This window comes from Arthrobacter sp. NicSoilB11 (genome assembly GCF_019977375.1).
In the GTDB taxonomy this organism is placed as follows: domain Bacteria; phylum Actinomycetota; class Actinomycetes; order Actinomycetales; family Micrococcaceae; genus Arthrobacter.
This window is the reverse complement of record NZ_AP024657.1, coordinates 17,377-30,545: the sequence shown is the minus strand read 5'-3', so window position 1 is coordinate 30,545 and position 13,169 is coordinate 17,377. Positions and strand designations below refer to the sequence as shown.

Annotated in this window: 13 protein-coding genes; 9 read left to right on the top strand and 4 right to left on the bottom strand. The window is 66.2% G+C overall.

The window, feature by feature from the left end; genetic code table 11:
• The first annotated feature begins 194 nt into the window (after positions 1-194).
• Genes LDO14_RS00145 through pknB form a run of 7 tightly spaced genes read left to right on the top strand, consistent with a single transcriptional unit; the run spans position 195 to position 9,723 of the window.
• Positions 195-938, top strand: a complete 744-nt coding sequence (locus tag LDO14_RS00145) for a DUF3662 and FHA domain-containing protein (protein WP_018769902.1) — start codon at positions 195-197, stop codon at positions 936-938.
• A complete protein-coding gene (locus tag LDO14_RS00140) occupies positions 935-1,414 on the top strand; it encodes an FHA domain-containing protein (RefSeq protein ID WP_018769901.1) in 480 nt (159 codons plus the stop codon). The genes LDO14_RS00145 and LDO14_RS00140 overlap by 4 nt, the downstream gene beginning before the upstream one ends.
• A gap of 59 nt (positions 1,415-1,473) precedes the next feature.
• Positions 1,474-3,147, top strand: coding sequence for a PP2C family serine/threonine-protein phosphatase (locus tag LDO14_RS00135; protein WP_155845571.1), 1,674 nt, complete (start codon positions 1,474-1,476; stop codon positions 3,145-3,147).
• Positions 3,144-4,532 carry an FtsW/RodA/SpoVE family cell cycle protein gene (locus LDO14_RS00130; protein ID WP_223993200.1) on the top strand — a complete coding sequence of 463 codons (1,389 nt, stop codon included), beginning with the start codon at positions 3,144-3,146 and terminating at the stop codon, positions 4,530-4,532. Before LDO14_RS00135 ends, LDO14_RS00130 begins: the two co-directional genes overlap by 4 nt.
• The gene (locus LDO14_RS00125) at positions 4,529-5,989 is read left to right on the top strand and encodes a penicillin-binding protein 2 (protein ID WP_018769898.1); all 1,461 of its coding nucleotides are present in this window, start codon (positions 4,529-4,531) and stop codon (positions 5,987-5,989) included. The genes LDO14_RS00130 and LDO14_RS00125 overlap by 4 nt, the downstream gene beginning before the upstream one ends.
• Positions 5,986-7,713: a protein kinase gene (locus LDO14_RS00120; RefSeq protein WP_223993199.1), complete on the top strand. Its 1,728-nt coding sequence runs from the start codon at positions 5,986-5,988 to the stop codon at positions 7,711-7,713. The genes LDO14_RS00125 and LDO14_RS00120 overlap by 4 nt, the downstream gene beginning before the upstream one ends.
• Positions 7,714-7,728: 15 nt before the next feature.
• The gene (gene pknB / locus LDO14_RS00115; protein WP_276573326.1) at positions 7,729-9,723 is read left to right on the top strand and encodes a Stk1 family PASTA domain-containing Ser/Thr kinase; all 1,995 of its coding nucleotides are present in this window, start codon (positions 7,729-7,731) and stop codon (positions 9,721-9,723) included.
• Between the two features lie 42 nt (positions 9,724-9,765).
• Here the strand turns inward: pknB and LDO14_RS00110 are convergent, their stop codons facing one another.
• From LDO14_RS00110 to LDO14_RS00100, 3 genes are read right to left on the bottom strand one after another with little or no spacing between them, the layout of a single operon-like run.
• Entirely contained in the window at positions 9,766-10,407 is a 642-nt protein-coding gene (locus LDO14_RS00110) for an aminodeoxychorismate/anthranilate synthase component II (RefSeq protein WP_018769895.1), read from the bottom strand.
• Positions 10,404-10,574: a hypothetical protein gene (locus tag LDO14_RS00105; RefSeq protein WP_186447823.1), complete on the bottom strand. Its 171-nt coding sequence runs from the start codon at positions 10,572-10,574 to the stop codon at positions 10,404-10,406. Before LDO14_RS00105 ends, LDO14_RS00110 begins: the two co-directional genes overlap by 4 nt.
• A gap of 2 nt (positions 10,575-10,576) precedes the next feature.
• Positions 10,577-11,371: a class E sortase gene (locus LDO14_RS00100; protein WP_056392318.1), complete on the bottom strand. Its 795-nt coding sequence runs from the start codon at positions 11,369-11,371 to the stop codon at positions 10,577-10,579.
• Positions 11,372-11,544: 173 nt separating this feature from the next.
• On the opposite strand from LDO14_RS00100, the gene LDO14_RS00095 reads away from it, so the two are divergent.
• Both LDO14_RS00095 and LDO14_RS00090 read left to right on the top strand, forming a co-directional pair.
• Positions 11,545-11,796, top strand: a complete 252-nt coding sequence (locus LDO14_RS00095; RefSeq protein ID WP_018769892.1) for a cell division protein CrgA — start codon at positions 11,545-11,547, stop codon at positions 11,794-11,796.
• Between the two features lie 34 nt (positions 11,797-11,830).
• The gene (locus LDO14_RS00090) at positions 11,831-12,436 is read left to right on the top strand and encodes a DNA-3-methyladenine glycosylase I (RefSeq protein ID WP_223993193.1); all 606 of its coding nucleotides are present in this window, start codon (positions 11,831-11,833) and stop codon (positions 12,434-12,436) included.
• A 247-nt stretch (positions 12,437-12,683) separates the two neighbouring features.
• Here the strand turns inward: LDO14_RS00090 and LDO14_RS00085 are convergent, their stop codons facing one another.
• Positions 12,684-13,151 carry a carboxymuconolactone decarboxylase family protein gene (locus LDO14_RS00085; protein ID WP_018769890.1) on the bottom strand — a complete coding sequence of 156 codons (468 nt, stop codon included), beginning with the start codon at positions 13,149-13,151 and terminating at the stop codon, positions 12,684-12,686.
• Between the last annotated feature and the right edge of the window lie 18 nt (positions 13,152-13,169).

Sequence of the window (13,169 nt, the reverse complement as noted above, 5' to 3'; positions counted from 1 at the left end):
ACCGGACCAGTCACAGATCTGAACTTTTGCCGGCGCCCGGCCGTTGTGGATTAAGGTCATTCGCAGGGGTGCCCAGTAGTATCGGATGTAGGAGTGGCCGCTGCCGGCGGGCATGCCGCGCAGTGCCGGACCGCCCTGCAGGTGCTGGTCAGCAACAACTACTGCCCCGGAACCGGGGGGAAAGGAGAAGAACCATGGGTCTGCTGGACAAGGTTGAACGTGGCATTGAAAAGGCCGTCCGCGGTGTCTTCTCCACCGGTTCCAAGGCCCAGGTCGAACCTGTGGAGATCGCCAGCAGGCTCCGCCGCGAGGTGGACCATAAAGCGATCACCATTGCGGCCGGACGTACGCTGGTGCCCAACGTCTTCGACGTCCAGCTCAGCGATGAGGACTTCGGACGCGCACAGGAGTGGGGCACGCCGCTGGCCGAAGAACTCTGCGACGTGGTCATCAACCACGTCCGGAGCCAGGGCTACACCCTCCAGGGGCCCGTCCGGATCTCCTTCCGCCGCGAAACGGCACTCCGCCCCGGTGATTTCGAAATTGCCTCCTCCACCGAAAAGTCCCAAGGCTCCGGCGGCGCCACGCCGCCCCGGCCGAACGTGCCGGCAGCTCCCAGCCGGCCGCCCGTGAGGCTGCAGCCTGTGCTGGACATCGAGGGCCAGCGTTATTCGCTGAACGCCCCGTCCATCGTCCTGGGCAGGTCGTCCGAGGCAGACATCCACATTGATGACACAGGCGTATCGCGGCGCCACCTGGAAATCCGAACGGCCAACGGCGCCACCAGCGCCGTGGACCTGGGATCCACCAACGGCAGCTACGTCAACGGGCAGAAGGTCTCCGGAAGCATCGAACTCACAGACGGCTCCACCATCACGATGGGACGGACAAAGATCATCTTCCGCCTGCTTCCTGCCAACCCGGGTGGCCACGCATGAGCGACCTGACCATCACCGCGCTGCGGTTCGGCTTCCTGCTGCTCCTCTGGGTACTCATCTTCAGCATCGTCTCCGCCATGCGCCGGGACCTCATGTTGGGCCGGAAGGCCGCATCCGGCGTGCCCACCGCCCGCCAGGTCCGCCGGAACCCGGAACTTGCCGAGACCCCGCAGCCCGTAAAGCAGCAGGCCCGGCAACTGGTGGTGGTCGAAGGCCCGCTCAAGGGCAGGACCCTGCCCCTGGCGGCCAGCCCCATCCTGCTGGGCCGCGCCCAGGAAGCCACCCTGGTGCTGGAAGACGACTACGCTTCCGGCCGCCACGCCCGGCTCTTCCCGCAGGGCAGCCGTTGGTTCATCGAAGACCTTGGCTCCACCAACGGAACCTACCTGGGAGACCAGCAACTGACCCGTGCCCTGCCCGTGGAGCCAGGGGTCCCCGTGAGAATCGGCAAGACGGTCATTGAATTGAGGCCGTGACCGTGGCCGAGGCTGAAAACCCCGCAACCGGCTCCAGCCCGGCGCAGCGGCCCCTCATCATGCGCTTCGCGGCGCGGTCCGACGTCGGCCGGATCCGTTCGAAGAATGACGATTCCGCCTACGCGGGCCGCCACCTCGCCGTCGTCGCCGACGGCATGGGCGGCCACGCGGGCGGTGACGTTGCCTCAGCCGCGACCGTCCTGGACATGATCCACCTGGACAGCCCCGACCACGGCGATGAAGCCGGGACGATCCTGGCCGACGAAATCCAGACCGCCAACTCACTGCTCTCCGAACTGGTGCACATCAACCCCAAGCTGGCCGGCATGGGCACCACCGTGACGGCCCTCCTGCTGGCAGACGGCAAACTGCACTTCGCGCACATCGGCGACTCCCGGGCCTACCGGCTCCGCGACGGCGAATTCAAACAGGTCAGCGTGGACCACACCTTCGTACAGCGGCTCATCGACGAAGGCCGGCTCAGGCCTGAGGAAGCGGAAACGCACCCGCACAAGAATGTCCTCATGCGGGTCCTGGGCGACGTCGATGCCAGCCCCGAACTCGATCTGGACACCCTGGACGCCCGTCCCGGCGACCGGTGGCTGCTGTGCTCCGACGGGCTGAACTACGTCGCCGCGCACGCCGTGGAGCGGACGGTCCGGGAAACCCACAACCTGCACGAATGCGCTGACACCCTCGTTGAACTGACTCTTGAGGCCGGTTCGCCGGATAACGTCACCGTGGTCATGGTGGACATCGTGGAGGAAACGCCCGACGACGTCAGCACGGCCGCCGTCGAAATCGTTCCGCCGGTGCAGGGCGGCAAGTCCGCTGCCGCGGCAGCTGGCGGGCAAGGCGCCACCGCCGCGTCCCCTGTTCCGGCCGGCGGGACGGAACCGGCCAAGTCCGGTTCAGCCACTGACGATGCCGGGCAGGAACGGGCGCCCGAAAAGAAGACGGCCGTCGGCGGCACCAGGGATCCGGAGGCCGGCTCCTCCGAGGCCGGCAGTACAGACCCCCACCTGGGCGAACATCTTTCCGCTGAAGTCCTCCGCGAAGAACTTGCCTCCCGCCCGCATGAACTGGTGGGTGCTGCCGCTGCCGCCGCCGAATCGGGCTCCATCCCCACCGTGGCCGGACGTACCGTGGCACGACGGGCAGCCACGCTCCTCACCCATAAGGCAGAACCGGCCGTCGATCCCGAGGACACTTTGCCGACGCTGCGTCCGCGCCGCTGGGTGGCCTGGTCCGTTGCAGCCGCCGTGCTGGTTGTCGTTGCCGTCGGCCTGTGGCTGGGGTACGCCTGGACCCAGACCCGCTACTACGTCGGCGAGTTCGATTCCCGGGTGGCCATCTACAACGGGGTCTCCCAACGGTTGGGACCCATCCAGCTGTCCTCCCTTGAGGCTGTGACGGATATCCGCATGGACTCGCTCCCGCCGTTCTCGCAGCAACGGGTCCGCCAGACCGTCCCCGCCAATGACCTCTATGACGCGCAGCGGATCGTCAAGAACCTGGAGCTCACGGGAACAACCTCCCCCGAGGAGGAGTGCCCCAGGCCATCTGCCTCCGCCACTGCGCCTGCCCCGTCGGCAAGCACAGGCACGTCGGCAAGTGCAGCGCCGCCCGCCAGCGCAGCCGCTCCGCCGCCCGCACCGGATGCCGCCGCGCCCGCACCCTCCGCGGCTTCTCCGTCCCCCACTCCGACTATCACCTGCGAGGCGGCCAAATGAGCCAGGTAAGCACTTTGCCCAAGCCCCGCCGCAACGTTGAACTTGCCCTCCTGCTCCTGGCCCTCGCCGTTGGCATCGGCGCCAACATGATGGTGGGCGTGGACCAGGAGAAGGCCTTCGATTCCGACTTCTGGTTCCAGTCCAGCCTGCTGGCAGCGGCAGCCCTGGCCTTCCACGGTGTCCTGCGCTTCCGCGCAAAGTATGCCGATCCGGTAATACTTCCGATTGTCGTCGCCCTTAACGGCTTGGGTCTTGCGATGATCCACCGCCTGGATGCTCCGGGCGAGGACACGGGAAACAACCAGCTCCGGTGGACCCTCATCGCCATGGCGGTGGCCATCGCCGTCGTGTTCTTCCTGAAGGACCACCGCATCCTGCGCCGGTTCACCTTCATTTCCCTGGCTGCGTCCGCCCTGCTGCTGATCCTGCCCCTGGTCCCGGGAGTCAGCGCCGGCGAAATCCTCGGCGCACGGGTGTGGATCAGGGTTGGCCCCATGACGTTCCAGCCGGGCGAAGTAGCCAAGATTACGCTCGCCATATTCTTCGCCGGGTATCTTTCCTCCAACCGTGACCTCATCTTGCTGGCAGGCCGCAAGATCGGCCCCCTGCAGTTTCCCCGGTTCAAGGACATGGGCCCCATGATCACCGCGTGGCTGGTCAGCATCGGTGTCCTGATCTTCCAGCGGGACCTTGGTTCCTCCCTGCTCTTCTTCGGGCTGTTCATCGTCATGATCTACGTGGCAACCAGCCGCATCAGCTGGGTGGTGATTGGACTGGCGCTGATCCTCGGCGGCGGTTTCGTGGCCGCCCAGGTGTTCTCCCACGTCCAGCAGCGCGTCTACGGCTGGCTCAACGCCTTCTCCCCCGATGTCTACGAGAACGGCAGCCGGCAGGTCATCGAGGGCCTGTTCGGCATGGCCAACGGCGGCCTGGTGGGCACCGGCCTTGGCCAGGGCCGCCCGGACCTGGTCCCGTTCGCCAACAGCGACATGATCATCGCCTCCCTGGGCGAGGAACTGGGCCTCATCGGCCTGTTCGCCGTCGTCCTGCTGTACCTGCTGCTGATCACCCGCGGATTCCGCGCCGCCCTGGGCACGCGGGACGCGTTCGGAAAGCTGCTCGCCTGCGGCCTTTCCTTCGCGGTGGCGCTTCAGTGCTTCGTGGTCATCGGCGGGGTCACCCGGCTCATTCCACTGACCGGGCTTACCACGCCGTTCCTGGCGGCCGGCGGTTCGTCCCTTCTGGCCAACTGGATCATTGTGGGACTGCTCCTGATGATCTCGCATGCGGCCCGCGGGCCGGTGGACACTACACCGTTGCCGCCGGCCGGGACGGCAGCGGCAACAGGCATTGACACTCCAACCGAGGCGGTGAAGCAGGCATGAACCAGGCAATCCGGCATTCATGGGTAGCCGCAGTGGCCATGTTTGCACTGCTGTTCGGGGCCATCAGCTACGTGCAGGTGGTAGGCGCCGACGACCTCAAGACCAACCCCCTGAACCAGCGTGCCATCCTGCAGAACTACTGCAACGACCGCGGCGCCATCATCGTTGGGGGCACCCCCGTTGCCGAGTCGGTGGAAACCGGTTCGGAGACCTGCAAGTTCCAGCGCACCTACCCGCAGCCGGAACTGTATGCGGGAATCACCGGCTACTTCTCGAAGAACTATGGCGCCACCGGCCTGGAACAGGCCATGGGCGCCGAACTGGCGGGGAACTCGGACCAGCTCTTCCTTGACCGGGTGGGCCAGCTCTTCCTGGGCAACCAGCCCAAGGGCGCGTCCGTGGAACTCACCATCGACCCCCAGATCCAGAAGCTTGCCTACAGCCTGATCCCGGACGGACAGCGCGGCTCGATTGTGGTGACCAACCCCAAGACCGGCGCCATCCTGGCCATGGTGTCCAAGCCGTCCTACAACCCCAACGTGGTGGCCACCCAGGACGCTGCCGCGGAGCGCGCCGGCATGAACGAGCTGGTCAAGGTTCCGGGCATCAACCTGAACCAGAACGTCAGCGGCCCCACCGGCGAGCTGCTCGCACCGGGATCGGTCTTCAAGCTCGTGGACACCGCGGCGGCGCTTGCCTCCGGCAAGTACAACAAGGAGAGTGTCCTCCCCAACCCGGCGGAGATGCCCTTTGACGGCATCCAGTACAAACTGCCCAACTACGCGGGCGGCAACTGCTACACCAGGGACACCGCCAGCTTCGCCTTCGCGCTGCAGCAGTCCTGCAATACCCCCTTCGCCAGCATTGCCCTGGATCTTGGCCGCGACGCCATCGCCGACCAGGCCAAGAAGTTCGGCTTCGGCGAGGACGTCGGCGGCCAGCTGAAGCTGGGCCACGCGCTGGGCAATGGTTTCCCCGGAAACCTGGACGCACCCGGCCTTGCCCAGTCGGCAATCGGACAGAAGGATGTCCGCGCCACGCCGCTGCAGATCAACATGATGACCTCCGCCATCGCCAACGGCGGCAAGCAGATGCAGCCTAACCTCATCAAGACCCTGCGCTCTCCGGACCTTCGTGTCATCGACGAACCGCAGCCGCAGCAACTGCGCACCTCCACCACCCCGCAGATCGCCAGCCAGATCACCGAGTGGATGGCAAGCGCAGTCAGCGAGGGCATTGCCAAGGGCGCAGCGGTCCCCGGCGTCCAGGTGGCCGGCAAGACAGGAACCGCAGAGCTCGGGAACGGAACCAATAACTCCTGGTTCACCGGCTTCGCGCCCGCAAACAATCCGCAGGTGAGTGTCACGATCGTCATGGAGGGCGTGAACATCACCACCGGCGCACAGCTGACCAGTCCTAACGCGAAGAAGATTTTTGAGGCGGTGTTGAATAAGTGAGGCCTACAACCGGAATCACCCTCGGCGGCAGATTCCAGCTGACCACGCGGATTGCGATCGGCGGCATGGGGGAAGTCTGGAAAGCCAAAGACCTCGTCCTGGGCCGCATCGTCGCCATCAAGGTGCTGAAGGAGGAGTACACGGGGGACCCCGGATTCCTCCAGCGCTTCCGTGCGGAGGCCCGCCACACTGCCCTGCTGAACCATGTGGGGATCGCCAACGTCTTTGACTACGGCGAAGAAGAAGGCTCGGCCTACCTGGTCATGGAACTGGTCCCGGGCCAGCCCCTGAGCAGCATCATCGAGCACGAACAAGTGCTGTCGCCGGACCGCACGCTGTCCATCATTGCGCAGACCGCCCGCGCCCTGGCCGTCGCCCACGCCCAGGGCCTGGTCCACCGCGACGTCAAGCCCGGCAACCTCCTGATCACCCCGGACGGACGGGTCAAAGTCACGGACTTCGGCATCGCCCGACTCGCCGACCAGGTGCCCCTCACGCAGACCGGCCAGGTCATGGGAACGGCGCAGTACCTGGCACCCGAGCAGGCGACCGGCCAGACCGCCACGGGATCCTCGGACATCTACTCGCTCGGCGTTATCGGCTACGAGTGCCTCAGCGGGCACCGTCCTTTCTCCGGCGAATCGCAGATCGCCATTGCCCTGGCCCAGGTGAACGACGCTCCGCCGCCTCTTTCGGAGACCTTGCCGGCCCCGGTCCGGGCCCTCCTGATGTCAATGCTGGCCAAGGACCCCAAGGACCGTCCCGCCAACGCCATCAGGCTGGCCGAGGCTGCGGAGGCCATCCGCAACGGCGACATCAGCGCAGCACGCGCCGCCGTTCCCGGCATGCTTCTTTTCGACGCCGACACAGGGCCCATCACGGCCCCCGTTGACACTGCCACTGCCCCCACCGGAGTCATTGGCGCCCAGCATGACTCCACTCCGGCTGCCACATCAGCCCTTCCAGTGCTGGGTGCCGGCGCGGCGGGCGCCGCGGCCGGGCTGGCTGCGGGCGCCGCGGGCGCTTCCGCCGACGGGGATGTTCCCAAGGGGCCACTGGCCCGGGCCGATGCGCTGGCTGCCGAGCGGAACTGGGACCAGGAGGAGGAAACGTACGACGACGGTCCCTCCGATGAGCCCCGGCGCAAGGGACGCAGTCCATGGACCTGGCCCCTGGTCGCCCTGATCCTGCTGCTCCTGTTTGCGCTGGTGGGTTTCCTGCTGAACCAAATGGGACTCTTCTCGCCCTCCGGCAACCCGACATCCGGCATCACCACCAGCAGCGCGCCGCCGTCGTCGGCAACGCCCACGCGGACCACTGCGTCAGCCACGCCGACGCAGACGCGCAGCACACCGACGCCGACGCCTACTTCCGAGCCCACCCAGGACACTGTCAACGTGATCCCGGCCGCCTACCTCGGCAAGGACTACCGCCAGGTCCGGACGTCCCTTGCCAACCTGGGACTCCAGGTGACGGTCCTGCCGCAGGAGAGCCGGACGGCCGCCCCCGGCACCGTCCTGGAGCTCAATCCGACCGGCGTGGTGCCCAAGGGTTCGCTGATTACCGTCATCTACGCGACCGCTCCATCACCCGCGCCCACGACGGCGGCACCCACGCCTGCTCCCACCACGTCCTCACCCGTGGCGGGCCCCACGCCCCTCTCGCCCCTGCCAACCTGTGCGGCCGGCCAGACGCCCGGAACGCCTGCGACCTGCACGCCGTAAACGTCGGGACCACCAGTGAATGAGTCACCACGCACACCGTTGCACCGGGAGGACAGCCTGCCGGTGGACAACCGGCGTGTCCTGAGCGGCCGCTACGAACTGGGCAGCCTCATTGGCCGGGGCGGCATGGCGGATGTCTACCGGGGAACCGACACCCGCCTGGGCAGGACTGTTGCCATCAAACTGCTCAGGCCGGATATGGCCCGCGACCCGCAGTTCCAGGCACGGTTCAAGCGTGAGGCACAGGCGGTGGCGGCCCTGAACCACCCCTCGATCGTGGCCATCTTCGATACCGGTGAACACCTGGTCCACGACGGCACCGGCGAGGACGTCCGCGTGCCCTATATCGTGATGGAGTACGTCGAGGGAAAGACCCTGCGCGATCTGATCCGCGCCCATGAGGTCAGCATCGACCAGGCCATCGAGTACTGCCTGGGGGTCCTGGGCGCCCTGGAATACAGCCACAAGGCCGGAATCGTGCACCGGGACATCAAGCCCGCCAATGTGATGTATTGCCCGGGCAGCAATTCCGTCAAGGTGATGGACTTCGGCATTGCCCGCGCGATTGCCGATTCCTCCGCCACTATGACCCAGACCCAGGCAGTGGTGGGAACAGCGCAGTACCTGTCACCGGAACAGGCCCGGGGCGAAACCGTCGACGCCCGCAGTGACCTTTATTCCGCCGCATGCCTGCTCTACGAAATGCTGACCTCGCGCCCTCCGTTCGTCGGGGACAGCCCGGTGTCCGTGGCTTACCAGCACGTGCGGGAAATTCCGGAGCCCGCCAGCAGCCTGAATCCGGATGTGTCACCGGCCCTGGACACCGTACTGGCCAAGGCCCTGCAAAAGAACCGGGCCGACAGGTTCCAGGATGCCGCAGCCTTCCGGCGCGCCCTGAGGGCGGCAAAGGCCGGGGTCCCTGTCCCTGCCGTGCCTGTGTCCGAGGCGCCCACCGATCCCAACGACCACGTTCCCGAAGCGTCCCCGCCAACGGAGGCGTTCGCCGCATCGGGGACCAACTTCCTTGATGACGCGCCCACCGGCCGCCTGGCAGCCACCTCCCTCCATGACGACGGAGCAGCAGGTCCGCTGGAACTTGCGGATGAGCAGGAGATGGACGGGTACAGGCCGGGCGGATACAGGGCAGACGATTACGGGTCGGCTGCGCCGCTCCCGCTTGGCTTCCCTCCGGAACGTGAGCGGACCACCGGGCAAAAGTCCCGCCGTCGTGCGTGGATCGCCACCCTGGTGATCTTCACCCTGCTGGTACTGGCAGGCGGTGGCCTGTGGCTCTACCAAACGGTCAACCGCCCAGCCCCCGCTGCACCCAAAGTGTCAATCCCCTCGGTGGCGTCGATGACGGAGACCGCGGCGCTTCAGGCACTGTACAACGCCGGCCTGCGCCCCAGGATCGCGCGGGCGGTGAATGACACAGTGCCCAAGGGAACCGCCATTGGGACTGATCCCGCGGCGGGCGGGTCACTGGAGCCGGGGGCGGAGGTCATCCTCAACATCTCCGAGGGCCCCAGTTCGGTTAAGGTCCCGGACAGCATCCCGGGCAAGACCGAGGCAGCCGCCCGGGATATCCTGCGGCAGGTGGGACTGGTGGGCGCGCCGTCAACCAGCACGGCCAACAGCGCCACCGTTCCGGCAGGAATAGTGATCACCTCCAATCCGGCGCCCGGGCAAAGCGTTGGCGTCGGCACCAGCGTGGAACTCATCGTTTCCACGGGCAAGGTGGTTGTCCCCGAACTGCGCGGCCTGGCCCGTGATGAGGCCGAGGCGGCCCTGAAGGGGCTTGGCCTGGTGCCGTCGGTGATGGAGGCGGAGAATTCCCAGGTAGAGCCGGGCAAGGTGACGGACCAGAGCGACCCCGCCAACGCCGCCGTCGACCAGGGAAAGACCATCGGCATCGTTGTGGCCAAGGCTCCGCCCCCACCGGCTCCGACCGAAACGGCGACGCCGACGCCCACTCCCACTCCCACGCCGAAGCCCACCAGGAAGGGCTGACGTCCTCCCTGGACCTGTTTTCGGTTGGTGGAGGGCGCCGGCCTAGTGCTGGATGAGGGGGCTCAGTTTCGCCGCCCGCGCGGCTGCGCCTTTCATGCCCAGGGACTCCAGCCAGTTGCCGAGCATCTGGTAGCCGCCTTCGGTAAGGACCGATTCGGGATGGAACTGCACACCGCAGAGCGGCGCGGTCCGGTGCTGCAGCCCCATGACCACGCCGGATGCGGTCTGCGCGGTGACTTCCAGGACGTCAGGAATGGACTCCCGGACCGCGGCCAGGGAATGGTAGCGGGTGGCCGTGATGGGGGAGGGGAGCCCTGCGAAAACGCTGGTGCCGATGTGCTCCACCTGGGACGTCTTGCCGTGCATGAGTTCCGGGGCGTGCGTCACCTTGCCGCCGAAGGCCTCGGCCAGTGCCTGGTGGCCCAGGCATACGCCGAACATGGGGACGCTGTTTTCGCCACACCACTTGATCAGCTCGATGCAGATGCCCGCTTCAGCAGGATTACCCGGACCCGGGGAGATGAGGACGCCGTCGCGGGTGCTGGCAAGCTCAATCGCCTCCGCCAGCGTCACGTCGTCATTCCGGACAACTGTGGTCTCGGCGCCCAGCTCCTGGAGGTAGCCCACCAGGGTGTAGACAAAGCTGTCGTAGTTATCCACTACAAGGATCTTGGTTGTGGTCATGGCTGGTCTGTGGAACCAATCGTCGAGTCGGTGAATTGGGTGAAATGGGACATCCAGGGAAACAGGAACTGGACCATCAATACCAGGGCAATGAAGATCAGAACCAGCGAGATGAAGATCCGGACCCAGAGCGGTCCGGGCAGGTGGCGGAAAATCCAGGCGTACACAGTCAGTTCCTTCCGGTGGCTGCCGCAACCTGCGCCGCGATTTCGGCCGGCGGGCCCGCTGCAGCCGGACGCCAGCTGTCCAGGAGGGCGTAGGCGATGATGCGTTCTTCCGCCCCGAAGCGGGGGTTGCAGCTGGTCATGGTGAGGTAGCTTTCGGTGGGCGTGGCGCCGGGCTGGGTGGGTACCGGTTCCAGGACGTCCGTGCGCGAAGGCATCACAATCTGGTTGTTCCGGAAGACGTAGACGTAATAACCGTCCTTGGTCTGGACGTAGATCTTGTCGCCGGGCACCAGGGTGTGAATGTTATCCAGCACTGCACCGTGCGTCTGGCGGTGCCCAGCCACCGCAAAGTTGCCTACCGCACCGGGCATGGCCGTGTTGCCGTAGTGCCCAAGGCCCAGGGTGTCCAGGACATCCTGGCTGGTCCCCTCGACAATGGGGCGGGTGTAGCCGGGGCCGAACCGGGGGATGTACATGATGCCGATCGTTCCCGCGTGGCCGGGGGCGGTACCCACCACGGGCTTGCCAAAATCCTCACCGGCGGCGGGTGCCGCGGCGGGCGCAGTTGGTGCGGGAGCGGGGGCGGCAGTGCCCAGGTCCTGGGCGAATTCCTTGATGACCTGGCTCTGCCTGGCATCGGACTCGACGTTGGTCCACCACAGCTGCCATGCCACAAAGAGAAGGAGGATGACGCCGGCGGTTATCAACAGCTCGCCCAGAAGCTGGATGGTGCCGCGCAGCAGGGCACGACGGGGGGCGGGCGCAGTGGCGGGCCCCGCCTTCTCCTGCAATACCACGCGTTCTCCTCCGGGCGTTTACCCTGGGCACCGGCTGCCCATCAACTGCGGCTAGAATTGGCTGCTAGTAAGAATCCAGATTTGACCAAGATCGCGCAGACCGCTGGAAATTTCCTTCTTGCAGGATACCAAGCCCGGGGCGCCGGTCTTGCCCAGCCCGCCAAGGAGAGCCAGTGCCCGAGTCAAAGCCTCGCAAGAAGACCGCCAGCACCGCCCAGCCGGCTTCCCCCCAGGCTTACAAGCCCAATCCCGTCTGGTTCAAGCCGGTCATGTTTGGACTCATGATTATTGGCCTCTTCTGGATCATCACGTTCTACATCAGCGAGGGACGCTTCCCTGTGCAGGCCTGGCAGTCGTGGAACATCGTTGCCGGCTTTGGCATTGCCATCGTCGGCTTCCTGATGACTACCCGCTGGCGCTCCTGAGCGGCGTCCCGCGACTGTTCCGGGGAGGACTGCCGTGGCTCCCGAATCCGCCGGCGTAGTTATCGGCGAGGATGGCCTCGCGCGGCCGGCGTGGGCCGCGACGGACCCGCTCATGCGGAACTACTACGACCAGGAATGGGGCATGCCCGTCACCGACGAGCAGGGCCTGTATGAACGCATCTGCCTGGAGGGCTTCCAGGCCGGGCTTTCATGGGCCACCATCCTGCGCAAACGCCCCGCGTTCCGCGCCGCCTTTGCCGGCTTCGATCCGGAGGCTGTGGCCCTGTTCAGCAACGCGGACGTGGAGCGGCTGTTGCAGGATCAGGGCATCATCAGAAACAGGCTGAAGATCCTTGCCACGGTTAAGAACGCACAGGCCACCCTGGAGCTTCGGAACGACGGCGGCCTGGTGGACTTTGTCTGGGGCTTCCGGCCGGACAGCACCCCGGAGCCCCGGGTTGCCGCGGAGATTCCCACCCAGTCTGCAGAGTCCATTGCCTTGTCCAAGGCACTTAGGAAGCGCGGCTTTTCCTTCGTGGGACCCACCACCATGTTCGCCCTGATGGAGGCGGTGGGAATCGTGGACACCCACCTCCTGGCGAGCCATCGGCGGGGATCTTCCGGCGTCTGGCAGGTGTGAGGCCGGTCGGGGCAGAACCGGTCCGCGGCACACCGTTATCCCCAACTGTTGGGAAAGTTATCCACAGTGTGGAAAAGCCTCCCTGGCAGCTCCAGATGTGGCAGCCGGCCCCCGGGGCCGTGCTGATAAGGCTAAGTCTGCCGGGCAGATGCGGTTATTAACAGTGTGGAATACCTGTGGATAATCCCTACGTGCCCGGTGGATACCCGCGGGGTCCGGGGGTCCGGGGGTCCGGGGGTCCGGGAGGCTACAGGCGGTCCCGCTTGACGGGATGGTGGCTGGTAATGGAAACCCGGTTGAACGCGTTCATCGTCACCGCAACCCAGCTCACGGCCGAAAATTCCTCTGCCGTGAGGCATTCGCGGGCGGCCGCCTCCGCATGCTCCTGCGTCCGCTGGTCCGGGAGTTCAGTGATGCTCTCCACCAACGCCAGGGCCGCCCGCTCCTTGCCGGTGAACAAGGCCGTGTCACGCCACGCGGGCAATACTGCCAGCCGCTGCGGGGTTTCCCCTGCCTCGCCCGCCTTCCGCACGTGTAGGTCCAGGCAGTAGGCGCATCCGTTGATCTGGGAGATCCGGACGTTGAGGAGTTCCAGCAGGCCGCGCCCGATTCCAGCCTCCTCTGCTGCTTCCTGCACCCTGAGGCCCAGGCCGCTGATTGACTTCCAGAGAGCGGGGTGCTGTTTGTCCAGGTATAGATGCTCGGTGACGCTCACGGGGGTCCTTGTCGATAG